This window comes from Azospira sp. APE16, from assembly GCF_047901315.1.
Lineage (GTDB): Bacteria > Pseudomonadota > Gammaproteobacteria > Burkholderiales > Rhodocyclaceae > Azospira > Azospira oryzae.
This window is the reverse complement of record NZ_CP179682.1, coordinates 538,380-564,380: the sequence shown is the minus strand read 5'-3', so window position 1 is coordinate 564,380 and position 26,001 is coordinate 538,380. Positions and strand designations below refer to the sequence as shown.

Genomic DNA, 26,001 nt, shown 5'->3' with positions numbered 1-26,001 from the left:
AACCCCGCCTGCCTCTCCCGGCAGGTCGTTTTCAATCTTGAGGCAATGCCGGCACCGCGACGGGCGCCGGCTGCAACTTGTATCAGGCAGCAGCGGCCGGCCCGGCAAGGTGGGCGCCGGGACCGCCGCCCGCCTTTAGCGGCGGTTGCCGGCGGGGGGCACCAGCACCGAGTCGATGCCCAGGGCCTTGAGCTTGGCCCGGGCCGCGTCGGCCTCTTCCTTGGACTTGAAGGGCCCCACGTTCACCCGGGATTCGATATTGGAGGGAATGCCGTTCAGCTGCAGCTTGGCGTGCAGTTCCTCGGCCCGCTCGGTGCTGCTGAAGACGCCGGCCTGCACCACGTAGCCGGAGAAGAGGCGGGGCGGCAGGGGCTGGGGCCGTACCGGCATCGGCTGCACGTTGGCCGGTGCCGCCGCCGGGGCCGGCTGGGCGGCAGGCGTGGTGCCGGCCGGCGCCGCAGCGGCAGGCGCGGGCGTAACGCTGGCCACGGTGCCCTGACGGCCCTGGGCCGGCTGGCGGCCGTTGCTCACCGGGCCGGAGGTGGCGCCGCGGATAGGCTGGGCGGCATGGGGCGTCGTTTGCAGGGCCGGTTTGGCGGCCACCTGGGGCGGCGGCGGCAGTTCGGGGGCCGGCTGGCCCTTGGTCACCGGCGCGGCGGACAGTTCGGGTTCGGCCGGTTTTTCCTCGGCCTTGGCTTCTTCGGCGGGCGGCGCCACGGGTTCCACCGGCTTCACCGGCTGGGCCACTTCCTTCGGTGCCGGTGCCGGCGCCACGGCCACTTCCTCTTCTTCCGGGGCCTTGGAGAGATGGTCGAACAGGGCCAGGGCGGCCAGCAGCACGGCGATCATGACGCCGGCGAAGGCCATGCGCCGCCCCAGGCGCTGCTTGATCTCGTCCTGGGGATCGACGGCGGGCGCTTCCTTGCGCTTGGCGGCCGTCTTGGCGCCGGTCGCCTTGGTCGCCGGTTTCTTTTCTGCCATGGTGGTCCCTTTCCCTGGTTATCGGTGTGCGGCGCCCGGCCTCAATCGCCCTGGTTGCGGGCCAGGGCGACCACCAGGTCAGCCTCGGCCCGGGCGATGCCGCAACGCTCGGCAATGGTTTCGGCGTCGTGCCCCAGCATGGCCATCTGCATGGCGTCGCTGTAGAGGGGCGACATGTTCTGGGAAGCCTTGATCTGGCCGACCTGGCCGCGCATCTCTTCGCGCAGGGTGGCGAACTCGTGGCGCAGCACCGCCACTTCCTCCCGCAGCTGGCCCAGTTCGAGCTGGACCGCCTTGTAGTACTGCTCTTCGGCAAAGTCCTTGGCCGGCGGTTCGTTCCAGGCGAAGGCGGGCTTTTCGGGGCGGCTGTAGACCGGGTCCGGATGCTCGTCGCCGGCCTCGTCGTCGCCATCGTCCCCGACCTCGCCCAGGCTCGGCGCCTTGGGCGCCGGCGCGGCCGCCTCCTGGCGGCGGCGGGCCAGGCGCTTCAGGCGCAGCAGCACGAACAGGATGTACAGCCCCAGGAGGGCAATGATGCCCACCACGGCTTCACGCCAGCCCATGCCGGCAGCCGCCAGCCAGGTGTCGAGATTCATGGGGTATGCCGCGCCTTGTCAGTCATGGGGCCGTATTATGCCAGAGGGCTCGTGCCGGCGCGGGCTCTTAACGCGGCCGCTCCAGGCCCCGCCTAGGCCGCCACCTTGTTGCGGTAGAAGGCCTTGTCGGCAATGTACACGGTGCGCTCGACGATGGTGTGCACCACCCCGTGACGGTCCTTCAGTTCCACCGTGTAGGTGCGTTCGCACTCCCCGTCCCGGGCGACAATCTCGCGCACCAGTTCGGTCTCCGCATCGTCGATGTGGAATTCGGCAAAAAGGGGCGCCCGACCCGGCTTGCGGTAGCGGATGGCGCCGGCCTTGTCCCAGATGATGTAGTCGTGGCCCAGCTGCAGGGCCAGCAGGGTGGGATGAAGACCGTCGGTGGTGGCGAACAGGGCGCCGCCGAAAATGGTGCCGACGGCGTTGCGGGTACCCCGGTTGAGGGGCAGCTTGACCACGATGCGCTTCAGGTCGGCGGAAACGTGGATGACCCGGCCGCCGGTGGCGCGCCAGGCGGGAAACCAGTTGAAACCCCAGCGCAGGATGGCCGGGCGCCAGGCGGGAGGCAGCTTTTTCCACCATTTTGGCAGCATGGTCGGGAATCTCCTTGGGGAATGGCTTGGCACAACGGGTGCGGCGCCGGCCGGCGCCCGCCCCGTGGCCTTTGTCGGGGAGGCAGCTTACAACAAGTCGGTAAACGCAAAAATGCCCCGGCCGGCACCGTCCCTGGAGGAGAACGGCACCGGCCGGGGCGCGCTGCGCCTTACAGGGCCTCGAACAGGCCCGCGGCCCCCATGCCGGTGCCGATACACATGGTGACCATGCCCCACTTCTTATTTTCCCGGCGCATGCCGTGCACCAGGGTGGCGGTGCGGATGGCGCCGGTGGCGCCCAGGGGATGGCCGAGGGCGATGGCGCCGCCCTGGGGATTGATCTTGGCCGGGTCCAGACCCAGCTCCCGGGTCACCGCCAGGGCCTGGGCGGCGAAGGCCTCATTCAGCTCGATCCAGTCCAGGTCGTCCTGCTTGATGCCGGCCTGGGCCAGGACCTTGGGAATGGCGGCAATGGGGCCGATGCCCATGATCTCCGGCGGCACGCCGGCCACGGAGAAGCCGGCGAAACGGGCCAGGGGCTGCAGGTTGAACTGCTTGAGGATCTTCTCGGAGACCAGCAGCACGGCGCCGGCGCCGTCGGACATCTGGGAGGAGTTGCCGGCGGTGACGCTGCCCCGGGCGTTGAACACCGGCTTCAGCTTGGCCAGGCCCTGCAGGCTGGAATCGGGACGGGGGCCTTCGTCGGTGTCGCAGACCTTGTCGACGATGCGCACGGTGCCGCTCTTCAAGTCAGGCAGGTGGGCGCGCACGGTGTAGGGGCTGATCTCGTCCTTGAACTTGCCGGCGGCGATGGCGGCCACGGCCTTCTGGTGGGAGGCCACGGCGAAGGCATCCTGGTCGTCGCGGCTGATGCCCCACTTCTGGGCCACCTTCTCGGCGGTGAGGCCCATGCCGTAGGCGATGGCCACGTTCTCGTCCTTCTCGAAAATGGCCGGGTTGAGGGAGACCTTGTTGCCCATCATCTGGGACATCAGGCTCATGGTCTCGGTGCCGGCAGCCAGCATCACGTCGGCCTCGCCCAGGCGGATGCGGGCGGCGGCATCGGCCACGGCCTGCACGCCGGAGGAGCAGAAGCGGTTGATGGTGATGCCCGGCACGGTGTCCGGCAGGCCGGCCAGGAGCAGGCCGATGCGGGCCACGTTCATGCCCTGCTCGGCTTCCGGCATGGCGCAGCCGACGATCACGTCTTCCACCAGGGCCGGGTCCAGCTGGGGCACCTGGGCCATGACGGACTTGAGGGCGTGGGCCAGCATGTCGTCGGGGCGGGTGGTCTTGAACATGCCGTTGCGCTTGGCCACCGGCAGACGGGTGGCGGCGACGATGTAGGCGTCTTGGATTTGTTTGGTCATTGTTTGTCTCCTTCCCCTTAATTACGCAGGGGCTTGCCGGTCTCAAGCATGTGCTTGATGCGGGCCTGGGTTTCCGGGGTCTTCAGCAGTTCGACGAATTCGCGGCGCTCCACGGTGAGCAGCCATTCGTCGTCCACCCGGCTGCCCTGCTCCACGTCGCCGCCGCACAGGGCGATGGCGGCGGAGCGGGCCACCCGGTAATCGTGGGCGGAGATGAAACCGCCCTCCTTCATGTTCACCAGCATCATCTCCAGGGTGGCAATGCCGGGACGGCCGGCCACCGGGATGTTGCGGGCCCGCAGGGGCGGACGGTAACCGGCCTGGGCCATGGCCCGGGCGCGGCCCAGGGCCACGTGCAGCAGTTCGTGGGCGTTGAAGACCACGTCGTCCGACTCCTTGGCGAAGCCCATTTCCTGCACTTCCAGGGCACTCTTGGCCACCTTGGCCATGGCGATGGTCTGGAACACGTTCTGCAGGAAGGGGAACAGTTCACCGCCAGCCTGGCGGGCACCGAACTGGGCGGCACGGATGGCGAATTCCTTGCAGCCGCCGCCGGCGGGAATCAGGCCGACGCCCGCTTCCACCAGACCGACGTAGCTTTCCAGGGCCATGACCCGGTGGGCCGCATGCATGACGAACTCGCAGCCGCCGCCCAGGGCCATGCCCTGCACAGCCGCCACGGTGGGCACCTGGGCGTGCTTGAAGGCCATGGAGGCGCGCTGGAACTTGGCCACGGTGGCCTCCAGCTTGTCGAACTCGCCCTTGGCGCAGGCTTCGCCCACCTGCTGCAGATTGGCGCCGACGGCGAAGGGGGCTTCGTGCCAGATGACCAGGCCGTCGAAGTCCCGCTCGGCCCGGCTGACTGCTTCGAGCACGCCATCCAGCACCTCGTCACCGATGGCGTGCATCTTGGAGGTGATGGAGAGAATGGCGATCTTGGGGTCCTGGGCATGGGTCCACAGGCGCACCCCGGCGTTTTCCCAGACGGTCTCGCCCTTGGCGGCGGGGGCTTCGCCCAGCACGGTCTCGGGATAGAGCTGGCGGCCGTACACCGGCAAGGCGGACCGGGGCTTGAGGCCCTGTTCGGCGGCGGACCAGGAGCCGACGGGTTCATGCACCCCGTCCCGAGCCATGACCCAGGCGGGCAGGGGCGCCGTGCTCATGGCCAGGCTGGCATCGATGTCGGCCTGCACGGCGGCGGCAATGGCTTTCCAGCCGGCCGCCTGCCAGGTCTCGAAGGGGCCCATGGCCCAGCCGAAGCCCCAGCGCATGGCGAAATCCACATCCCGGGCGTTGTCGGCGATGGATTCCAGGTGGAAGGCGCAGTAGTGGAAGACGTCCCGGTAGATGGCCCACAGGAACTGGGCCTGCTTGTGGCCGGAGGCGCGCAGGGCGGCGAACTTCTCGGCCGGGTTCTTGATCTTGAGGATCTCGGCCACTTCCGGGGCAATCTCGCCGGCGGAGGTACGGTAGTCCTGCTTGGCCAGGTCCAGCACCTGGATTTCCTTGCCCTGCTTACGGAAGATGCCGCACTTGGTCTTCTGGCCCAGGGCGCCCTTCTCGATCAGGGCGGCCAGCCAGGCCGGGGCCTGGAAGTGGCTGTGCCACGGATCGCCGGGCAGGGTGTCCTGCATGGTTTTGACCACGTGGGCCAGGGTGTCCAGGCCCACCACGTCGGCGGTGCGGTAGGTGGCGCTCTTGGGACGGCCGATCTTGGGGCCGGTCAGGGCATCCACCTCGTCGAAGCCCATCTCCAGGCGCTGGGTGTGGTGCATCACCGCCAGGATGGAGAAGACGCCGACCCGGTTGGCGACGAAATTGGGGGTGTCCTTGGCCCGCACCACGCTCTTGCCGAGGCGGGAGACCAGCCAGGTTTCCAGGCGGTCCAGCATGGCCGGATCGGAGTCGGTGGTGGCGATGATTTCCACCAGGGGCATGTAGCGCGGCGGATTGAAGAAGTGGATGCCGCAGAAGTTGGCCCGCTTCTCCGCCGGCACGGTGGAGGACAGCTTGTTGATTGACAGGCCCGAGGTGTTGGAGGCGACGATGGCGCCGGCCTTCAGGTGGGGCGCGATCTTGCGGTAGAGGTCTTCCTTCCACTCCATCTTCTCGGCGATGGCCTCGATCACCAGGTCGCACTCGCCCAGGAGGGCCAGGTGCTGCTCGTAGTTCGCGGCATCGATGTGGGCCAGGCGCTCCTTGCTCGCCAGGGGCGCCGGGTCCAGCTTCTTCAAGCCGTCCAGGGCCTTCTTGACGATGCCGTTGGGGTCGCCCTCCTTGGCCGCCAGGTCGAAAAGCACCACCGGCACATCGGCGTTGGCGAGATGGGCGGCGATCTGGGCCCCCATCACGCCGGCGCCGAGCACGGCAGCCCGGCGGACGATCAGTTTGCTGTTCTCACTCATGGTCTTCTTGTCTCCTTCACTTCACTAGTTGTTCCCGCATGGCGCGCTTGTTCAGCTTGCCAACGCTGGTTCGAGCCAGACTCTCGAGGAATCTGACGTTTTCCGGTACACCGTACTTGGAAATATGGCCCTGGTCGGCAAAGACCTTCACATGGGCTTGGATATCTGCGGCCGACACCTGGTCGGCGAATTCGGGCTTGAGCACCACCAGGGCCAGGGGGCGTTCGCCCCACTTCTCGTCGGGCACGCCGATGACGGCCACTTCGCTTACCCCCGGGTGGCGGCCGATGAGGTCCTCCAGTTCGAGGGAGGAGACCCACTCGCCGCCGGTCTTGATCACGTCCTTGATGCGGTCGGTGACCTGCAGGTAGCCCTGGGGGTCGATGTGGCCGATGTCCTGGGTGTGCAGCCAGCCGCCGTCCCACAGATGCTCGGAGGCCTCCGGGTTGTAGAGGTAGCCCTGGGTCAGCCAGGGGGCGCGCACCACCACCTCGCCGGCGCTCTTGCCGTCCCGCGGGCAGTCGCCCATCTGGGCATCCACGGTGCGCAGGGCCACCAGGGGCACGGGCCGGCCGGTCTTGACCCGTACCGCCACGTTGGCATCGGCATCGGCCAGCAGCGCCGGATCTTCCATCTGGGCCAGGGTCAGGATGGGACAGGTCTCGGACATGCCGTAGCCGGTGAACACATCGATGCCCCGCTCCAGGGCCGCCTTGGCCAGGCCTGTGGTGAGGGCGGAGCCGCCGATGATGACCTTCCACCGGGAAAGGTCCACCTGCTTGCCATAGGGCGTCAGCAGCAGCATGTGCAGGATGGTGGGGACGCAGTGGGAGAAGGTGACCTGCTCCTTCTCGATCAGCTTGAGGATGGCCTCGGGCTGGTAGCGCCCCGGATAGACCTGCTTCACACCCGCCAGGGTGGCGATGTAGGGCATGCCCCAGGCGTGCACATGGAACATGGGGGTCAGGGGCATGTAAATGTCGTCCCGGTGGAATCCCCCCTGTTGCGGCGCCAGGGCCAGGGCAGAGCAGACGGCCAGGGTGTGCAGCACCAGCTGGCGGTGGCTGAAATAGACGCCCTTGGGCAGGCCGGTGGTGCCGGTGGTGTAGAAGGTGGTGGCCCGGGTGTTTTCGTCGAAATCGGGAAAGTCGTAGTGGTCCGGGCAGTCGGCCAGCAGGGCTTCGTACTCGCCGGCAAAGCCTTCCGGCAGGTCGCCGCTTTCGTCGTCCAGCAGGACGAAGCGCTTCACCGTGGCCAGCTCGCCGCGGATTTGCGCCAGCACCGGCAGGAACTCCCGGTTCACCAGCAGCACGCTGGCCTGGGCATGGTTCAGGGTGTACAGGATCTGGTCCGGCGACAGGCGCACATTCACCGTCTGCAGCACGGCGCCCAGCATGGGCACGCCGAAGAAGCACTCCAGGTAGCGGTGGCTGTCCCAATCCATGACCGCCACCGTGTCGCCGCCCTGGACCCCCAGGCGGCTCAGGGCATGGCCCTGGCGGTTGATGCGCAGGGCCAGGTCCCGGTAGGTGTGGCGCACCTTGTCCCCATAGACGATTTCCTGCTGCGGCGCCGTCGCCAGGGGAGTATGCAGCAGCTGCTTGATCAGCAGGGGATAGGTGTAGGCGGAGGATGTGACCTGGATGGGTTGCATGGACATGGCGGAAGTCTCCCGGCGTTGTTCTGGCTTATCGCCCGCCGGCGGCCGCGCCTGCGACCCTGGCAATAGACCTATCGCGCCGAAAAAGCGTCTTTTCGGCAGGTACGACCCGATGCCCAGCGGACTCCTTGAAACAAGACAGAGTCTTTGTTTCCGCGACGATTCTACGAACAATCGCCGCTCCGCCGGATTGCCGGTTGCGCCTATTTACTTGCATAATCGGCCATTCCTCATGCCGCAGCGCACAAGAAATCCCAGGCCATGGCCGCCCCGTCATCGAGCACCGTCCCCATCAGCTTCGTGCACCACCTGCTGGCCGGCACCGCCATCGAGCCCCCTCGACGTACGGCCCTGGTGCAACAGGCCGGCATTGCGCCGGCCTTGCTGGCAGCCGATACCGCCCGCGTCACCACGGAGCAGTTCGCCACCCTCTACCGCCTGCTGGCGCGGGAGCTGGACGACGAACTGCCCGGCATGTTCTCCCGCCCGGTGCGGGCCGGCGCCTTCAAGTTCCTCTGCCTGAGCCTGCTTGAATCGGCCAACCTGCAGACTGCCCTGTTCCGCTTCACCCGCTTCTTCCATCTGCTGCTGGACGACTTCGCCATCGACCTCTCGCGCCAGGGCGGCCTGGTGCGCATCGCCCTCATCCCCCAGACGCCGGCGGCGCCCGCAAACACCTTCGGCCAGGAGATCATGCTCAAGCTGATCCACGGCGTCGCCTCCTGGCTGACCGGCCACAAGATGACCCTGGCCCGGGTGGACTGCGCCTATCCGCGACCACGCCATGCCTCGGAGTACGTTTTTCTCTATCCGGGGCCGGTGCATTTCGACCAGGGGCAGTCGGCCCTGTACTTCGAGGCCAGCGCCCTGGCCACACCGATCCGGCAGGACAAGAACTCCCTCGGCACCTTCCTCAGCAAGGCGCCGGGCGGCTGGCTCTTCGTTTCCTTTGCCGAGCGCCTGGTCAGCCAGAAGGTGCGGGAGACCCTGGAAAAGCAGCTGGAACGCTCCCTTTCCATCGAAACGGTGGCGCGCAGCCTGCACACGTCGGTGCGCAGCCTGACCCGCCACCTGGCGACGGAAGGCACCACCTTCCAGGCCATCAAGGATGAACTGCGCCGGGACGTGGCCATCCAGCGTCTGACCCAGACTGACATGCCCATCGCCGTGATCGGCACCGCTGTGGGCTTCGACGACCCGACCACCTTCCACCGCGCCTTCCGCAAATGGACGGGCAGCACGCCGGGCGCCTACCGGCTGCGGCGCTGACAGGGGAACGGGAAAGATCGGCATCGGCCTCGCCTATAATTAAAACGAACGTTTGAATTATAGGCATCCGCCTCATGCCGTCAATATTTGCCCACAAAAAAAATGCTCCGCGATGCGGAGCATTTTTTCAACCAAACGAACAGCAAATATCAGAAGCTCACCGAATACTGAACACCAATCATCTGAACAAAGCTCTTGTACTCGCCATTAATCGTTCCCTTGGCCGCACTTCCAACCTCATTGGCATCAGCCGTTTTTGCTTTCACATAGCTATAACCGACATCCAGCTTATTTTTGGCATTGATTTTGTACTGTGCGCCAATGGAATACCAAATACGATCCTGATCCGGCAAACGGGGAGTGCGCAAGCCTTCCCTCACAGGTGATTGGTCAAATGCAAGCCCCAAGCGAAGCTTCCAAGCATCGTTAATCTGGTAGTTTGCGCCACCTGCTACACGCCACGTATCTCTCCATCGATAATCAGAAACCTGATCAGGAGACCCATTTGCAGAGACAATTCTCAGCTCCGGAATACTTGACCACCCAGTCCGGCTAACATCCCCAAGCAGTTCCCACTGATTGTTAAGCTGATGAGCCACACTAAAAACCCACGTATCCGGCAGCTTGATATTTACCGTAGCAGCGCCATTCGCCGCCTTAAATCCACCAGCGCCAACAATTGCAGCAACAACCCCAGGAGCGCCAGAAATGCTGTAGTTACCTTCCAACTGATGCTTTACTGCAGAACGATAAGAGACGCCAATCTGAGTGTTGATGCTGGGTTTGTAAAGAAGCCCCAGGTTGTAGCCCCAGGACCAGTCATTACCCGCCACCAAATAGCTACCAACCGCAGTAGGCCCTACACCGATGTTCACTTGGTTGCCGAGTTGGGCATCAAATTTCTGATAATTTACCCCTCCACCAACAGACAATTGATCATTGAGGCGATAGGCCAAATTCAAATTGAAATTCATAGCCTTGACGTCAGTCATTGTGCCGAAGCCTTGACCGACCCACTCCTTGGGCCAATCAGTGCGCATACCAAAAGGAGCGTTGGCACCAACCCCAAGATACAAATCTTTGGTCAGCGGCATAGAAAAATAGAAATTAGGCACAAAAGCGGCATCCCCGCCTTGTGCCCCATCCATGACCGCATTAGCAGCCCATCCAGCCGGCGCAACAGACGCTCTGTTGTGAAACTTAGAATCCAGCTCGATGTAATTAACACCAGTCGAAATCTGCTTACCCGCCAATTCAGTTAAAGCCGCAGCATTAAAATATTGAACGGACGCGTTTTCTGCGGATGCAGCCGAACCTGCATAAGCATTTCCCATACCGCTAGCGTTCTGTTCCAGCAACTGGAAGCCGGCAGCGGAAGCGGTACCGGAAACTGCCCCCAGGACCAACAACGGCAACAACTTCATGGAAGTCTTCAACATCGTTTTGTCTCCTATTTATGATTGTGGTTTGGGAGGCGAACCTCCCGGGTAAAACACCTGCTCTCAGCCCTCGGGCGGCACTTCCCGCTTGTTGCCGCTGACGTCGATGGCCACGTAGGTCAGGGTGGCCTCCGTCACCTTGACGGTGATGGGCTTGAAATAATTGCGTTCGGCATAGACTTCCACACTGAGGGTGATGGAGGTGCGGCCGACCTTGACGATGTCGGTGTAGAAGCTGACGACATCGCCGATGGAAATGGGCTGCTTGAACTGGAAGGCATTGACGGCGACCGTGGTCACCCGTCCGCGGGCCCGACGCATGGCGGCGACGCCGCCGGCAATGTCCACCTGGGACATGACCCAGCCGCCGAAGATGTCGCCGTTCGGATTCATGTCCGACGGCATGGTCATCAGGCGCAGGGTGGGTTGCTTTTCGGGCAGTTGGACGGGGATTTCAGGCATGTCGGCTCCTAGCGTAGTTGAGGGGTCCGCCCGTGAAGGGGGCGAAACCGGTGCCGAATATTACGCCGGCGTCCGCCAGCTCGGCATCCGCTACGACACCTGCATCGACCAATTGTTGCGTCCGCTGCAGCAGGGGCTGCACCAGCCGTTCGGCCAGCCCGGCCGGCACTGCGCCCGCCGCCCCCTTCTGGATCTTGCCGGCCGGATAGGCGTAGAAACCCTTGCCGCTCTTGCGCCCCAGATCGCCGCGCTCGAAGCGCTGCACCAGGCACTTGGGCGGCTCCGTACCGTTGCCGGCCAGGGCCTTGCCGGCCGCCATGGCAATATCCAGGCCGACGGTATCGGCCAGCTCGATGGGGCCCATGGGCATGCCGAAGGCCAGGGCCGCTTCATCCACCGTCTCCGGGGCGATGCCCTCGTCCACGCAGCGCATGGCTTCCAGCAGATAGGGGCCGAGCACGGCATTGACCAGGAAGCCGGGGGCGCTCTTAACCGGCAGGGGCAGCTTGTCGATGCCACGCACGAAGGCGCAGGCCTGGCGCGTCACTTCCGCATCGCCGCCCGCGGCCGTCACCACCTCCACCAGGGGCATCTTAGCCACCGGGTTGAAGAAGTGGATGCCCACCAGGCGTTCCGGCCGCTGCAAGACGGTACGGATGTCCTCCAGCTTCAGGCTGGAGGTGTTGGTGGCCAGCACGGCATCGGGCTTCATCCGGGCCTCCAGGCCCTTGAGCAGGCTGTGCTTGGCTTCCAGGTTCTCGAAGATGGCCTCGATGACCACGTCGGCGTGGGCGGCCCCATGGCCTTCCGGATCGGGGATGAGCCGGTCCATGACGGCGCGCAGCTGCAGCTTGTCCCTGATGCGCCGGGCAAAGCCGGCGTGGGCCCGCTTGATGGCCGGAGCGATGCGCTCCACGTTCTGGTCCTGCAGGGTCACGGTGAGGCCGCGGCCGGCGCACCAGGCGGCGATGTCGCCCCCCATGACGCCGGCCCCCACCACGTGCACCCGTTTGGCGACGAAAGCGGAATCCTTGCCGAAAGCCTTCAGGCGCTCCTGCAGGTGGAATACCCGCACCAGGTTGCGGGCGGTGGCGGAACGGACGATGCGATCGGTGATCTCCGGCGCCGCCAGGGCGTTGCCGTCGTACTTGGCCCACAGGTCGATGATGGCGTAGGGCGCCGGATAGTGTTCGGGACGGGCCCGCTTGGCCACTTGCTTGCGCGCCTGGCCCGCCACCACGCCGCGCAGGGGGCCCAGGAAGAGGCGCTGCAGCAGCGGCAGGGGCTTGCGCGCCGGCGGGTTGAGGGCCAGCTGGCGGGCAGCGGATTCCATCACCCGCGGCGGCACGCACTCGTCGGCCAGGCCCAGGCGCTTGGCCTTTTTCGCATCCACGGTCTTGCCGGCCAGCATCAGGTCCAGGGCCACGGCGGGACCGACCCGCCGGGGCAGGCGCAGCATGCCGCCCCAGCCGGGGAAGATGCCGAGCATGACTTCGGGCAGGCCCAGCTTGGTGCCCGGCTCGTCCACCACCAAAAGGGTACGGCAGGCCAGGGCCAGTTCCAGGCCGCCGCCCAGGCAGTGGCCCCGCACCAGGGCCAGGGTCGGATAGGGTACGGCGGCGAGGCGGTTGAACAGCTTCCAGCCCCGGGCCACCATGGCCTTGGCGGCCTCCGGCGAATCCAGCTGGTCGAATTCGGAAATGTCGGCCCCGGCAATGAAGCCGGCGCTCTTGGCGGAGCGGATGATGAGGGCCTTGGGCGGCTGACGGTCGAGCTCGTCCAGCACGCCGGAGAGTTCGGCCATGACGGCCTTGGACAGGGAATTGGCACTCTCCCCGGCCTTGTCCAGGGACAGCCAGGCGAGGCCGTCGGCCTCCCGGGTGAGGTGCCAGTGCTGTTGGGTCAGGGAGGTTTGGGTATGCATGTTCATGGTCTACCTTCAGTGAAAGGTATGGCTACCGGCGGCAAAGGCCAGGGACACCGCCCCCGTGCCCACGTTGACCGCGGCGGTGTTGCTCATCATGGAAATCAGGATCTCGGCGCCCTTCTCCTGCACCGCCGCCGCCAGGTCGGCATAGCCGGGCAGGCCGGGCACGGTGGCCGGATCGCCGCCGTAGCTGATGCAGACATGGGGCGACTCCAGGCCGGCCCGCACCTGCCGCGCCGCATTGGCGAAGAGGCGCTGCACGCCGGCCTCGAAGCCGCGCACCTTGGCGATGGAGCGGGTGACGTCCCGGTTGCAGTGCAGGATGGGCTTCATGTCCAGCATCTGGCCGAGCTTGTAGGTGCCCCAGTTGATGCTGCTGTCGCCCTTCTTGGCAGCCCGCTTGTAGATGTGGAAGAGGTCCGCCGGCACCAGGTAGGTGTGGATGTGGTCCACCAGCTGGCGCAGGCGGGTGCCGATTTCGCTGGGCGTGCCGCCGAGACGGATCAGGCGCACCGCTTCCGCCGCCAGCACGGCCTGGCCGGTAAACAGGTTGCGGCTGGAGAGCACGCACAGGCCGAAGCGGCCCGGCTTGCCGATTTCCCGGCGCGGATCCTTGTACTTGGTGAGGACGGTGCGCGAGGCCTGCATGGCATGGTCGTAGATGGGGCTGCGCTCGCTGGTGATGGTGAGGACGAAGACGTAGTCGTAGTCGATCACCATCTTGTCCAGGAACACCTGCTCGATCTGGGCCGGGCTGTAGGGGAAGGACTCGGCAAAATCCTCGCTGCGCCGGTCCACATGGGTGGCGTAGAAGCGATGAGTCTCGTCCGGGTCGCGCCGGTCCTGGATCACCGCGCCGCCGATGCGCAGGGAGATGGGCAGGACCACGATCTCGTGCTCGTCGAGGAACTGCCGGGGCAGGTCGCAGCAGGAATCGACAATGATGCCGATGCGCATGGCGGCCTCAGCAGGTTTCCACCAGCATGGCACCGCCCTGGCCGCCGCCGATGCAGATGCTGGCGACGCCCTTCTTGCCGCCCCGGGCTTTCAGGGCATGCAGCAGGTGCAGCACGATGCGGGCGCCGGAGGCGCCCACCGGATGGCCCTGGGCCACGGCGCCGCCATCCACGTTGAGCTTGCCCTGGTCCAGGCTGCCCAGGGCACCGGGCAGGCCCAGTTCCTCGCGGCAGTAGGCATCGTCTTCCCAGGCCTTGAGGCAGCCCAGCACCTGGGCAGCGAAGGCCTCGTTGATTTCCATCAGGTCCACATCGTTGAGCCCCAGGCCGTGACGCTGCAGGATGGGGGTCACCGCATGCACCGGGCCCAGGCCCATCTGGGAAGGATCGAGGCCGGCCCACTGGGCGTCCACGATGCGGCCCAGGGGCTCGAGCTTCCAGCGCTTGACGGCGCTTTCGGAAGCCAGCAGCAGCCAGGCGCCACCGTCGGTGATCTGGGAACTGTTGGCCGGAGTGACCCGGCCGTATTTCTTGTCGAAGAAGGGCTTGAGCTTCTTCATGCCGTCCATGCTGGCATCGGCCCGCACGCCATCGTCCTCGGCATAGACGGTGCCGTCGTTGCCCACCAGGGGCACGATCTCGCCGAAGGCCTGCTTGGCCCGGCCGGCCATGACCCGCTGGTGGGAGCGCACGGAAAAGGCATCCATCTCTTCCCGGCTGATGCCGAAGCGCCAGGCCAGGTTTTCCGCCGTCTGGCCCATCAAGAGGCCCACCACCGGGTCGGTCAGGCCCTTCATCAGGCCGATCACCGGATTGAGCAGCACGCTGGGGCGCAGCTTGAGGAAGTGCCCGGCCTTCTGGCCCAGGGTCTTCATCTGCATCATGCCGGCGAACCACAGCACCATGGCGTCGTTGTAGAGCAGGGGCGCCCGCGACAGGGCGTCCACGCCGCCGGCCAGGACCAGTTCGGAACGGCCGGACTGGATGTTGGCCATGGCCGAATCCAGGGCCTGCATGCCGGAGGCGCAGTTGCGCATCACCGTCCAGCCCGTCACCTTGTTGCCGCAGCCCAGGCGCAGGGCTGCCACCCGGCCGATATTCACCTCGTCCGGGCTGGGGCTGGCACAGCCCAGCACCACCTCGTCCAGATCCTCCGGGGCGAAGGGCTGGCGGGCCAGAAGGGCCCGCCCCGCCTGCACGGCAAGATCGGCAGCCGAGAACGGGCCGGGCCCGTTCTTCGCCTTGAGGAACGGGGTGCGCGCCCCATCCACCACGTAGACCGGCTCAAATGCTTGCTGCTGGGCCATGTCTCTCTCCTTTGGTTTTGTCTTTTACGTTTCTGCTTGTAATCGTCCCGGGGTCACCCACAAGGGGCGCCCCGGGATCGTGGGTCCTGCTGGCAGGGCGGGTTAAGCCGCCTTGCGCACTTCCGGCTTGTTGAGGGCCGTGGCCACACCGAAGTCGGGGGCAAAGTCGTCCACACGGATGACGATGTCCCGCAGCTCGTTGCGCCGCTTGATCACTGCGTACTCGGCGGCGGACAGGACGCCGACCTCGTAGGCGGCCAGGGCCACGTCGCGCACGTTGGCGAGGGGGTTGCCGTCGAACTTGCCGCTCTTTTCCGCTTCCCGGATCTTGGCCTCGATGGGCTCGGCTTCCAGGGTGGCGGTCAGGGCCAGCTCGATGGCGCCCACGGCATCCGCTTCCGTCTTGGCGACGAAGCAGCCGGCGGTGAGGCGCTCCCGGGTGGCGCTGGGGGAGATCAGGGCCTTGGCCACCTGATGGCCGATGTCGTCGGACGGCACCACATGGGGACGGCCGAAGGGGAAGATGACCTTCTTCAGGAACCAGCCCACCAGCGGGCTCGGGTAGTTGGCGAGGACGCCGTCAAAGGCTTCCTGGGCCTGCACCAGGGAATCCTGCACCGACCAGTGCATGAGGGCCGCATCGGCCTGCTGCCGGCCTTCCGCCTCGTAGCGCTTCAAGGTGGCGGAGATCAGGTACATCTGGGCCAGGATGTCGCCGAGACGGGCGGAGATTTTTTCCTTGCGCTTCAGACCGCCGCCCAGGACCAGCATGGAGACGTCGGAAAGGAAGGCGAAGGCAGAGGAGAAGCGGGTCAGCTGCTGGTAGTAGCGGCGGGTCTCCGGCGCCACGTCGGCACCGACGCCGGCGAAGCGGGCACCGGTCAGGCCCAGCAGCAGGGCGCGCACGCCGTTGCCGATGGAGAAGCCCATGTGGCCGAACAGGGCCTTGTCGAAGCCGACCAGGTCGTTCTTCTGGGCGGCCTGCATTTCGGCCAGCACGAAGGGATGGCAGCGGATGGCGCCCTGGCCGAAGATGATCAGGCTGCGGGTGAGGATGTTGGCGCCTTCCACGGTGATGCCGATGGGAATCTGCTGGTAGGCGCGGCCGAGGAAGTTGGAGGGGCCGAGGCAGATGCCCTTGCCGCCGATCACGTCCATGCCGTCATTGACCACCTTGCGGGCCCGTTCGGTGACGTGGTACTTGGCGATGGCGGAGACCACGGAAGGCTTCTCACCCAGATCAACGGCGCCGGCGGTCATGACCCGGGCGGCGTCCATCATGTAGGTGTAGGCGCCGATGCGGGTGAGGGCCTCTTCCACGCCTTCGAACTTGCCCACGGCCATCTTGAACTGGCTGCGGACCCGGGCGTAGGCGCCGACGGCACGGGCGGTGAGCTTGGCCATGCCGGTGTTGGAGGAAGGCAGGGAGATGGAGCGGCCGGCAGCCAGACACTCCATCAGCATGCGCCAGCCCTGGCCGGCCATCTTGGGACCGCCGATGATGAACTCCAGGGGCATGAAGACTTCCTTGCCCCGGGTCGGACCGTTGTGGAAGGCGGCGTTCAGGGGGAAGTGGCGGGTGCCGATTTCCACACCGGGGTGGTCGTTGGGGACCAGGGCGCAGGTGATGCCGATATCCTTCTTGTCGCCCAGCAGACCCTGGGGATCGTAGAGACGGAAGGCCAGGCCGAGCACGGTGCACACCGGGCCCAGGGTGATGTAGCGCTTGTCCCAGGTGACCTTCATGCCCAGCACTTCCTGGCCCTGCCACATGCCCTTGCAGACCACGCCGTAGTCGGGGATGGAGGCCGCATCGGAACCGGCCCAGGGGCTGGTGAGGGCGAAGGCGGGCACGTCGATGCCCTTGGCCAGGCGGGGCAGGTAGTGGTTCTTCTGCTCGTCGGTGCCGTAGTGCAGCAGCAGCTCGGCCGGGCCGAGGGAGTTGGGCACCATGACGGACACGGCCAGGGCGGAGGAACGGGTGGACAGCTTGGTCACCACCTGGGAATGGGCGTAGGCGGAGAATTCCAGGCCGCCGTACTTCTTCGGGATGATCATGCCGAGGAAGCCCTTGTCCTTGATGTACTGCCACACATCGGGCGGCAGGTCATACAGCTCGTGGGAGACCTTCCAGTCGTCGGTCATGGCGCAGGCCTGATCGACCTCGTTGTCCATGAAGGCCTGTTCTTCGGCCGTCAGCTTGGGCTGGGGATAGGCCATCAGCTTCTGCCAGTCGGGCTTGCCGCGGAACAGCTCGCCCTCCCACCAGACGCTGCCGGCTTCCAGCGCCTCCCGCTCCGTGTCGGACATCTGGGGCAGGATGCGCTTGTAAATGGAGAAAAGAGGCCGGCTGATCAGGGTCCGACGCAGAGGACGGACACTGATCAGCACGGCTAACGTCAAGAGTGTTGCCACACTCAACAGAGGGATGATGCTCATGGATGCTGTCTCCTTTTATGGTCTCGCGGCCAATCTGTGTCGGCTCTTCGAGTTGTTATTCCGTGGTTACTACAAGGTTTGCAACTTCAGCTTTCGAACTGGGGCAACTGGGCACGCAGGCCGCCGAGGAGGAAGGACATGAGCCGGGGCAGCAGCTTGTCCAACCCCTCGTCCGCCTCCTGGGGCTCGATGCCCCAGTCGGTGACGATGCGCAGGGCGTCCGTACCGGCGATGGCGTAGGACGTGGCGCCGAGCATGAAATGGAAGCGCCAGACGATTTCCGCCTTGGGCACATCCGGCAGGGCCTTGAACAGGGCCTGCTTGTAACGGTCCACCACCCCGGCGTATTCCTCGGCGAAGAAGGCGCGGATGAAACCGGAGGGCTCGGTCATGGTGCGGCCGATCAGGCGCAGGAAGGTGCGCCCGCCCAGGGCCTCGTGCTCGGCCATGCGGATCAGGGTGCCGAAGAAGGCATCGACGATCAGGGACGGCTTGAGGGGCTTGCCGGCGGCTTCGGCCTCCAGCTCGTCGAGGATGCGCAGGCGCTCCTGGTTGAGCCAGGTGAGACGGCGGCGGAACACTTCCTGGATCAGCTGTTCCTTGGAGCCGAAGTGGTAATTCACCGCGGCCAGATTGACCCCGGCGGCGCCGGTGATCATGCGCATGGAGGTCCCTTCGAACCCGTTCTCGGTGAACAGGTGTTCGGCGGCGTCAAGAATGCACTCCCGGGTATCGGCGCTGTTCTTGGCATCGGCGGGCGGCAGGGACTGGGCAGCTTGGGTCATGTTGGGGCGAGCTAAATTCAAACGAGTGTTTGAATCATATGTTTAAAAAAAATGAAGTGCAATAGATTCGGTAAAGTTTTTTCAAGACGTCTTTACACGGCCACCGGCACCGGCCCCAAAGCCAATAGGGATGCCACTTTCCAGGCATGGCAGGCCAGCAGGCCCGCCCCTTCTGCCTCCCGGGCCGGCGCCATTGCGTTACCACACCCCCGCCCGTCCCGCTGTCAGGAAATCCCGCACAAGTGCCGGGGCCCGGCGGCGGCCCCCTGCTAGAATTGGGCCATGCGCCGCTCATCCTCTGCCCACCTGCCCCGCCCCGCCGGCGAAGTCCATGCCTGGCCCACCATCCGCACCCTGTTTCCCTACCTGTGGCAGTACAAGTGGCGGGTTTCCGCCGCCCTGATCGCCCTGGTCAGCGCCAAGCTGGCCAGCGTCGCCGTGCCCCTGGTGTTCAAGCAGATGATCGACAGCCTGTCGCCCCAGGAGACGGCCCTGGCCCTGCCGGTGCTGCTGCTCCTGCTCTACGGCGGCCTGCGCTTCGGCACCGCCCTGTTCACCGAGCTGCGGGAAATGCTCTTCGCCCGGGTCACCCAGCGGGCGGTGCGGCGCATCGCCCTGGAGGTATTCCGCCACCTGCACTCCCTGTCCCTGCGTTTCCACCTGGACCGCCAGACCGGCGGCGTCTCCCGGGACATCGAACGGGGCTCCCGCTCCATCTCCAGCCTGATCAGCTACACCCTCTATTCCATCCTGCCCACCCTGGTGGAGCTGGGCCTGGTGCTGGGCATCCTGCTGACCCACTACGACTGGGTCTTCGCCGCCATCACCGCCGCCTCCCTGGTGGCCTACATCGTGTTCACCGTGCAGGTGAGCAACTGGCGTATCGGCATCCGCCGCGCCGTCAATGAAATGGACTCGGCCGCCAACTCCCGGGCCATCGACAGCCTGCTCAACTACGAGACGGTGAAGTACTTCAACAACGAGGATTACGAGGCCAGGCGCTACGACAGCCAGATGCAGCAGTGGGAAGACGCTGCCACCCGCAGCCAGGTCACCCTCTCCTTCCTCAATCTGGGGCAGCAGGCCATCATCGCCGCCGGCGTCACCCTGATGATGTGGCGCGCCACCGCCGGCGTGGTGGCCGGCACCATGACCATCGGCGATCTGGTGCTGGTCAATGCCTTCCTCATCCAGCTGTACATGCCCCTCAATTTCCTCGGCGTGGTGTACCGGGAAATCCGCCAGGCCCTCACCGACATCGAGCGCATGTTCAAGCTGCTGGGCGAGAACCGGGAAGTGGCCGATGCCCCGGACGCCATCGCCCTGCCGCCGGGCCCGGCGGAGGTGCGCTTCGAGGCGGTGGATTTCGCCTACGATGCAGCCCGCCCGATCCTGCACGACCTCTCCTTCACCATTCCCTCGGGCCACACCCTGGCGGTGGTGGGCCACTCCGGCGCCGGCAAGTCCACCCTGTCGCGCCTGCTCTACCGCTTCTACGACGTCAGCGGCGGCGCCATCCGCATCAACGGCCTGGACCTGCGCCAGATGACCCAGGACAGCCTGCGCAGCGCCATCGGCATCGTCCCCCAGGACACGGTGCTGTTCAACGACACCCTCATCTACAACATCCAGTACGGCCGCCCCGGCGCCACCCGGGAGGAAGCCATTGCCGCCGCCCGGGCCGCCCAGCTGGAAGCCTTCGTCGAATCCCTGCCGGAGAAGTGGGAAAGCCGGGTGGGCGAACGGGGCCTCAAGCTTTCCGGCGGCGAGAAGCAGCGGGTGGCCATCGCCCGGGCCCTGCTGAAGAACCCGCCCATCCTCATTTTCGACGAAGCCACCTCGGCCCTGGACTCCAAGACCGAGAAGGCCATACAGGCCCAGCTGGAGCTGGCGGCCCGGGGCCGCACCACCCTCATCATCGCCCACCGCCTGTCCACCGTGATGGAGGCGGACGAAATCCTGGTGCTGGAGGCCGGCCGCATCGTCGAACGGGGCCGCCACGCCGAGCTGCTGGCCGCCGGCGGCGCCTACGCCCAGATGTGGGCCCTGCAGCAGCAGGAAGAACTGGGCGCCGCCCTGGCAGACGACGCCCCCAGCCTGGAGCCGGCCTGATGCGCCGAACCGTGCCGGCACCGGCGGCGATGAGAGCGGCCGCCTGACCATGTCCAGATCCGCCCACCCCAGCCTGCCCTCCCGCGCCCGCCGCCGGCTGCGGCGCCAGCCCCTGCCGCCGCGGCTCACCGCCCTGGTGGTATTGGTGGTGCCCATGGCCATGACCCTGTTCAGCTGGCAGCAGCTGCGCCACATGGAACAGCAGCAGGCCAGCGCCGCCTTCTCCCGGGAAGCCTCCCGGGTCTCCGCGGCGATGGAGGAACGGCTCAACGACTACGCCCAGGTGCTGCGCGGCGGCTCCGGCTTCCTCCATGCCACCCCCAATCCATCCCGCCAGGCCTGGCACCAGTTCAGCGAACAGCTGGAACTGTCGCGCAAGGTGCCGGGCATGCTGGTGCTGGGCTACCTGCCCCGGGTGGCGGCAGGCGACTTGCCGGCCTTCACCCAGCGCATGCGGGAGCGGGAAGGCGTCACCGGTTTCTCGGTGCGCCCCCCCGGACCCCGGGATGAATACTACCCGGTGGCCTTCATGGCGCCGGAGGCGCCCCTGCGCAGCGCCTTCGGCTTCGACGTGGCCTCCGAACCAACCCGCCGGGAAGTGCTGCAGGCCGCCCGGGACATGGGCGTGGTGGCCATGTCCGGCCCCATCCGCCTGATGGCGGACCCGGAGCATGCTTCCCCCAGCCTGCTCATGGTCGCCCCCCTGTACAGCACCAACGGCGTGCCGACCATCCAGGAGCAGCGGCGGCAGGCACTGCAGGGCTATGTCTTCACCCTGTTCCGGGTGGATGAATTCGTCGACAGCCTCAGCCTCAGCGGCAGCGCCCAACTCAATATCCGCATCAGCGACGACAGCGGCGGCAGCAGCCAGACCAAGCACCTCTACGGCGCCAGCGGCAGCGGCCCCAGCAATCCCCTGTCCGAGGAGCGCAGCTTCTACTTCGGCGGCCGCTCCTGGCAGCTGCACCTGGAAAGCCAGGACCCGCCAGAGCAGGGTCCCGAGCTGCCCAGTTCCCGCATCCTGCTTTTTTCCGGCACCGCCATCAGCATGCTGCTGGCCCTCCTGACCCTGCGTCTGGGCAGCCGGCGCAGCTTCGCCGAACAGCTGGCCCGCCGCCTCAGCCACGAATGGGCAGAGGCCAACAGCCGCCTCACCGGCGTCTTCGCCGCCCTGCCCGACCTCATGTTCGAGCTGGACCGGGACCGCTGCTTCCGCCACTATCACGCCCCCAACGAAGGCGAGCTGTTCGTGCCGCCCCACAGCTTCCTCGGTCGCCATCCCCGGGACATCCTGCCGGCCTCCCTGGTAACGCAGCTGGAGCAGTGCTGCGACCGGATCGATGCCGGCGTGCGCCTGCAGATCATGGAGTACCAGCTGCCCCGCCACGACGGCGAGATCGGCGAGTACGAGGCCCGCATCACGGCTATCGGCGAAGGCGGCTACCTGATGGTGGTGCGCAACGTCTCCGAGGTGCGCCGCACCCAGCAGGCCCTGCTGCAGGCCAACGCCCGCATGAAGTCGGTGTTCGACTCGGCCACCGAAGTCTCCATCATCACCACCGACACCGAAGGCCTGATCACGGTATTCAACCGGGGGGCGGAGAAAATGCTCGGCTACAGCGCTGCGGCCATGGTCGGCCAGGCCACCCCCGCCATCCTGCACCTGCCGGAGGAGGTGGAGGCCAGAGCTGCCGAACTGAGCCGGGAGTTCGGCTGGAAGATCCAGGGCTTCGAGGTCTTCGTCACCCGGGCCCGCCTCACCGGAGCGGAGCGGCGCGAGTGGACCTATGTACGCCAGGACGGCAGCCACCTGACGGTGAGCCTGGTGGTGACGGCCGTCTACGACGAAGCCCACAACGTCACCGGCTTCCTCGGCGTGGCCGTGGACATTACCGCCCTGAAGACGGCGGAGGCCGAATTGCGCCGACACCGGGACCATCTGCAGGAGCTGGTCAGCGAGCGCAGCGCCGACCTGCTGGTGGCCAAGGAGGCGGCGGAGTATGCCAACCACACCAAGTCCGAATTCCTCGCCAACATGTCCCATGAGCTGCGCACCCCGATGCACGCCATCCTCAGCTTTGCCGGCCTGGGCCTGAGTCGGGCCGGCAGCATTCCGGGGGCGGAAAAGCTCAACCACTATTTCCAGCGCATCCGGGAAAGCGGGGAGCGGCTTCTGGCCCTGGTGAACGACCTGCTCGACCTGTCCAAGCTGGAGGCGGGCAAGATGTCTTTCGAGCCGAGGCCGGTGAATCTGCGCCCCCTGATCCGGGAGGCCGCCGGCGAAATGGAGTCCCTGCTGCAGGAGAAGAGCCTGCATCTGGTGCTCGACGAAAGGGGGCCGGCAGAGGTTTACTGCGACCCCCTGCGCTTCGGCCAGCTGATCCGCAACCTGCTCTCCAACGCCATCAAGTTCTCCCCCGTGGGCGGCGTCATCCAGGTGGGCTTTGCCCCCACCACGCTCTCTTCGGGCCGCCGCAGCGGCGACCGGGGCAGTCGCAGCGCCGTGGAGATGACGGTGCGCGACGAAGGGGTCGGCATTCCGGTGGACGAACGGGAACTGGTCTTCGACAAGTTCGCCCAGAGCAGCAAAACCAAGACCGGCGCCGGTGGCACCGGCCTCGGGCTGGCAATATGTCGCGAAATCGCCCTGGCCCATCGCGGTACCATTGTGGCCAGAGGCAACGACGGCCCCGGCACCTGCCTCGCCGTGACCCTGCCGACCCCGGAAGCCAGCCCCTCCATCGAGGATAGAGCATGACCCATCACCTGCTGATAGTGGACGACGAGCCCCTCAACCTGGAAATCCTGTCCGAGTATTTCGACGGCCAGGGCTACCGCCTGAGCATGGCGGAGAACGGCGAGGTGGCCTGGGCCATGCTGAGGCAGCATCCGGATGTGGATCTGGTGCTGCTCGACCGCATGATGCCCGGCATCGACGGCGTCGAGTTGCTCAAGCGCATCAAGGCCGACCCGGAACTGAAGCCCATTCCGGTCATCATGCAGACCGCCGCCTCGGCCCCGGAGCAGGTGCGGGAAGGACTGCTGGCCGGCGCCCTGTACTACCTGACCAAGCCCTATGAGCGGGACTCCCTGCTCTCCATCGTGCGTGCCGCTCTCACCGACGGCAACACCCGCCGCGATCTGCAACAGCGCCTGCGCGAACACACCAATGCCCTGCGCCTGATGGAGTCGGCCCGCTTCAGCCTGTCCACCCTGGACGAAGTCGGCTGCCTGGCCGTCTTCCTGGCCCAGGCCTGTCCTGAACCGGAAGGGGCCGTCCTCGGACTGTCCGAGTTGCTGGTCAATGCCATCGAGCACGGCAACCTGGGCATTTCCTATGAGGAGAAATCATCCCTGAAACGCAGTGACCGCTGGCAGGAGGAAATCAGCCGCCGCCTGCAATTGCCGGAGAATGCAGGCAAGCGGGTGGATGTCACTTTCGAACGGGACGGGAGCACCATCCGCATCTGCATCACCGACCAGGGCGAGGGCTTCGACTGGAACCGCTACCTGGATTTCGATCCGGCCCGGGCCTTCGACCCCAACGGCCGCGGCATTGCCATGGCCCGCCTGGGCAGCTTCCAGGACCTGCAGTACCAGGGCAAGGGCAATGTGGTCCTGGCCACCATCGGCGAGACGCTCCCGTGACGCGCAAGAGTCCGCCCCTGCGCATTCTGGTGGCCGACGACTCCCCCAGCATCCGCCAGATTCTGCTGGCCCTGCTGGGACGCCAGGGACACCAGGTGATCGCAGCCGAGGACGGCCAGCAGGCCCTGGATCTGTTCCACCGCCACCAGCCCGACCTGCTGCTGCTCGACATCATGATGCCTGTCCTCGACGGCATGGAGGTGGCACGGCGTATCCGGGCAGAAAAGCTGGATCGCTGGGTGCCCATCATTTTCCTCTCGGCCCTGGACCGGCGCGAGAATCTGGTGGCAGGCCTGGAGGCTGGCGGCGACGACTTCCTCGCCAAGCCCCTGGATTTTGCCCTGCTCGACGCCCGCATTCGCTCCATGCACAAGGCCCTGGACCTGCAACGCCAGGCGCGGGAGTCCTATCGGCAGTTGAAGGCCATTTCCGACAACGTCCTCGATGCCATCGTCACCATCGACGTCCACGGCCGCATCCTCTCCTGCAACCAGGCCACCGAACGGATTCTCGGCTGGCGCCCGGAGGAACTGCGGGGCCAGAACGTCAATGTGCTGATGCCCGAGCCCTATCACTCGCGCCACAACGACTATATGCGGGCCTACGTGGAAGGCGGTCCGCCCAATGTCTTCGGTTACGGGCGCGAACGCCCCGCCCTGCGCAAGGACGGCACTGTCTTCCCCGCCGAGCTGGCGGTCACGGAAATCCGCGACGGTTCCCAGCGCATTTTCATCGGCCTGCTGCGGGACGTGACCGAACGCAAGAATGCCGAAATGAAGCTGATGGAGAATGCGGCGGCCCTGCAGCAGTACTACGATCAAGCAGAAGAGGAAAACCAGTTGGCCGCCCGCCTGCTGGACAAGCAGATGCTGCGCCCGGGATTGCAGGATAGCCATGTGCACTACTGGCTCAGCGCCGCCAAGAACTTTAGCGGCGACGTGGTTGCCGCCACCCGCACCCCGGATGGTTCTCTGGTAGCCCTGCTGGCAGATGCGACGGGCCATGGCCTGACGGCGGCCATCAGCACCCTGCCCCTTCTCACCGCCTTCTATGGCATGGCGAATCGGGGCCTGCCCCTGGAAAGCATGGTAGGGGAGATGAACCGGCACCTGAAGGCATCCCTGCCCACCGGCCACTTTGTGGCGGCCAACGTGGTGCTCCTTGATCCAGCCACCGGCACCGGCCAGGCCTGGTGTGGAGGCATGCCGGAATCGTTGTTGTTGGACGGCGACGGGGAAGTCGTCCGGACCTTCGCCTCCCGCCACCTGCCATTCGGCATCCTCGGCACAGATGAGTTTGAGGCAAGCATTGATACCTTCCCGTGCACACCAGGGCATCAGCTGATGCTCTATTCCGACGGCTTCAAGGAAGCGGAGGGGAAGAACGGTGCCCAACTTGGCCACGCTGGCTTGCGCGAAATCCTGCGGGGCGTGCCCCCCGAACAACGGCTAACCGCCCTGCAACAGGCATTGGCCGAGCACCTGGCCGGCAGCCCTGCCCAGGACGACATTTCCGTTTTGCTCCTGGATTGCTGACGCAACACGGAGGCAAAAGTGTCAGCCCTGCGGCAAACGCAGGGCGAAAAAAAAGCCAGGCAAGCGCCTGGCTTTTTTCTTGGGAGACTTCAGCCTTAGGCCGCAGCTTCCTCGGCAACTTCCACAGCTTCGCCTTCCGGGCGATCCAGCAGTTCGACCAGAGCCATCGGGGCGTTGTCGCCCTGACGGAAGCCGCACTTCAGGATGCGCAGGTAGCCGCCGTTGCGGGTGGCAAACCGGGGACCCAGCACGTCGAAGACCTTGACGACCATGTCGCGGTCGCGCAGGCGGTCGAAGGCCAGACGGCGGTTAGCCAGGCTGGGCTTCTTGCCCAGGGTGATGATCGGTTCCACCACGCGGCGCAGCTCCTTGGCCTTGGGCAGGGTGGTCTTGATCACTTCGTGCTTGAGCAGGGAATTGCTCATGTTGCGCAGCATGGCCAGACGGTGGGCGCTGGTCCGGTTCAGCTTGCGAAGACCGTTACGGTGACGCATTTTCTAATCCTCTCTCGTTC

General features: G+C 66.0%; 19 protein-coding genes. 5 read left to right on the top strand and 14 right to left on the bottom strand.

Annotated features, from left to right (window positions below):
- Positions 1-135: 135 nt before the first annotated feature.
- The 6 genes from ACLSSQ_RS02865 to ACLSSQ_RS02840 form a co-directional block, all read right to left on the bottom strand.
- Positions 136-981 (bottom strand): SPOR domain-containing protein, encoded by an 846-nt coding sequence (locus ACLSSQ_RS02865; RefSeq protein WP_416243727.1) that lies wholly within the window; start codon positions 979-981, stop codon positions 136-138.
- Between the two features lie 41 nt (positions 982-1,022).
- Positions 1,023-1,577, bottom strand: coding sequence for a DUF2802 domain-containing protein (locus ACLSSQ_RS02860; protein WP_014235435.1), 555 nt, complete (start codon positions 1,575-1,577; stop codon positions 1,023-1,025).
- A gap of 92 nt (positions 1,578-1,669) precedes the next feature.
- Positions 1,670-2,173 (bottom strand): DUF4442 domain-containing protein, encoded by a 504-nt coding sequence (locus ACLSSQ_RS02855; RefSeq protein WP_014235436.1) that lies wholly within the window; start codon positions 2,171-2,173, stop codon positions 1,670-1,672.
- Between the two features lie 170 nt (positions 2,174-2,343).
- Positions 2,344-3,543, bottom strand: coding sequence for an acetyl-CoA C-acyltransferase (locus tag ACLSSQ_RS02850; RefSeq protein WP_416243726.1), 1,200 nt, complete (start codon positions 3,541-3,543; stop codon positions 2,344-2,346).
- 17 nt (positions 3,544-3,560) lie between these two features.
- Entirely contained in the window at positions 3,561-5,948 is a 2,388-nt protein-coding gene (locus tag ACLSSQ_RS02845; RefSeq protein ID WP_416243725.1) for a 3-hydroxyacyl-CoA dehydrogenase/enoyl-CoA hydratase family protein, read from the bottom strand.
- A gap of 16 nt (positions 5,949-5,964) precedes the next feature.
- Positions 5,965-7,608, bottom strand: coding sequence for a fatty acid--CoA ligase (locus tag ACLSSQ_RS02840; protein ID WP_205230438.1), 1,644 nt, complete (start codon positions 7,606-7,608; stop codon positions 5,965-5,967).
- A 261-nt stretch (positions 7,609-7,869) separates the two neighbouring features.
- Between ACLSSQ_RS02840 and ACLSSQ_RS02835 the strand changes: the two genes are divergently transcribed.
- Complete coding sequence (locus ACLSSQ_RS02835) at positions 7,870-8,877, top strand: AraC family transcriptional regulator (protein WP_205230437.1); 1,008 nt, start codon at positions 7,870-7,872, stop codon at positions 8,875-8,877.
- A 149-nt stretch (positions 8,878-9,026) separates the two neighbouring features.
- On the opposite strand, the gene ACLSSQ_RS02830 is transcribed toward ACLSSQ_RS02835, so the two are convergent.
- The 7 genes from ACLSSQ_RS02830 to ACLSSQ_RS02800 all read right to left on the bottom strand — a co-directional run bounded on the left by ACLSSQ_RS02830 (position 9,027) and on the right by ACLSSQ_RS02800 (position 18,192).
- Entirely contained in the window at positions 9,027-10,316 is a 1,290-nt protein-coding gene (locus ACLSSQ_RS02830) for an OmpP1/FadL family transporter (protein ID WP_416243724.1), read from the bottom strand.
- Between the two features lie 63 nt (positions 10,317-10,379).
- The gene (locus ACLSSQ_RS02825) at positions 10,380-10,778 is read right to left on the bottom strand and encodes an acyl-CoA thioesterase (protein WP_014235442.1); all 399 of its coding nucleotides are present in this window, start codon (positions 10,776-10,778) and stop codon (positions 10,380-10,382) included.
- Positions 10,771-12,702, bottom strand: coding sequence for a 3-hydroxyacyl-CoA dehydrogenase NAD-binding domain-containing protein (locus ACLSSQ_RS02820; RefSeq protein ID WP_416243723.1), 1,932 nt, complete (start codon positions 12,700-12,702; stop codon positions 10,771-10,773). Before ACLSSQ_RS02820 ends, ACLSSQ_RS02825 begins: the two co-directional genes overlap by 8 nt.
- Positions 12,703-12,717: 15 nt before the next feature.
- Positions 12,718-13,662, bottom strand: a complete 945-nt coding sequence (locus ACLSSQ_RS02815) for a DegV family protein (protein WP_014235444.1) — start codon at positions 13,660-13,662, stop codon at positions 12,718-12,720.
- 7 nt (positions 13,663-13,669) lie between these two features.
- Positions 13,670-14,968, bottom strand: coding sequence for an acetyl-CoA C-acetyltransferase (locus tag ACLSSQ_RS02810; RefSeq protein WP_416243722.1), 1,299 nt, complete (start codon positions 14,966-14,968; stop codon positions 13,670-13,672).
- A gap of 102 nt (positions 14,969-15,070) precedes the next feature.
- Entirely contained in the window at positions 15,071-17,407 is a 2,337-nt protein-coding gene (locus tag ACLSSQ_RS02805; RefSeq protein WP_205230433.1) for an acyl-CoA dehydrogenase, read from the bottom strand.
- A gap of 86 nt (positions 17,408-17,493) precedes the next feature.
- On the bottom strand, positions 17,494-18,192 hold the full coding sequence (locus ACLSSQ_RS02800) for a TetR/AcrR family transcriptional regulator (protein ID WP_205230432.1): 699 nt from the start codon (positions 18,190-18,192) through the stop codon (positions 17,494-17,496).
- A 282-nt stretch (positions 18,193-18,474) separates the two neighbouring features.
- On the opposite strand from ACLSSQ_RS02800, the gene ACLSSQ_RS02795 reads away from it, so the two are divergent.
- The 4 genes from ACLSSQ_RS02795 to ACLSSQ_RS02780 are packed head-to-tail and all read left to right on the top strand — an operon-like array spanning position 18,475 to position 25,487.
- On the top strand, positions 18,475-20,304 hold the full coding sequence (locus ACLSSQ_RS02795) for an ABCB family ABC transporter ATP-binding protein/permease (protein ID WP_014235448.1): 1,830 nt from the start codon (positions 18,475-18,477) through the stop codon (positions 20,302-20,304).
- Positions 20,305-20,353: 49 nt separating this feature from the next.
- Positions 20,354-23,062 carry a CHASE domain-containing protein gene (locus tag ACLSSQ_RS02790; protein ID WP_416243721.1) on the top strand — a complete coding sequence of 903 codons (2,709 nt, stop codon included), beginning with the start codon at positions 20,354-20,356 and terminating at the stop codon, positions 23,060-23,062.
- Positions 23,059-23,952 carry a response regulator gene (locus ACLSSQ_RS02785; RefSeq protein WP_416243720.1) on the top strand — a complete coding sequence of 298 codons (894 nt, stop codon included), beginning with the start codon at positions 23,059-23,061 and terminating at the stop codon, positions 23,950-23,952. Before ACLSSQ_RS02790 ends, ACLSSQ_RS02785 begins: the two co-directional genes overlap by 4 nt.
- Positions 23,949-25,487 (top strand): SpoIIE family protein phosphatase, encoded by a 1,539-nt coding sequence (locus tag ACLSSQ_RS02780; RefSeq protein WP_416243719.1) that lies wholly within the window; start codon positions 23,949-23,951, stop codon positions 25,485-25,487. The genes ACLSSQ_RS02785 and ACLSSQ_RS02780 overlap by 4 nt, the downstream gene beginning before the upstream one ends.
- Before the next feature lie 95 nt (positions 25,488-25,582).
- Here the strand turns inward: ACLSSQ_RS02780 and rplQ are convergent, their stop codons facing one another.
- The gene (gene rplQ / locus ACLSSQ_RS02775) at positions 25,583-25,981 is read right to left on the bottom strand and encodes a 50S ribosomal protein L17 (protein ID WP_014235452.1); all 399 of its coding nucleotides are present in this window, start codon (positions 25,979-25,981) and stop codon (positions 25,583-25,585) included.
- Between the last annotated feature and the right edge of the window lie 20 nt (positions 25,982-26,001).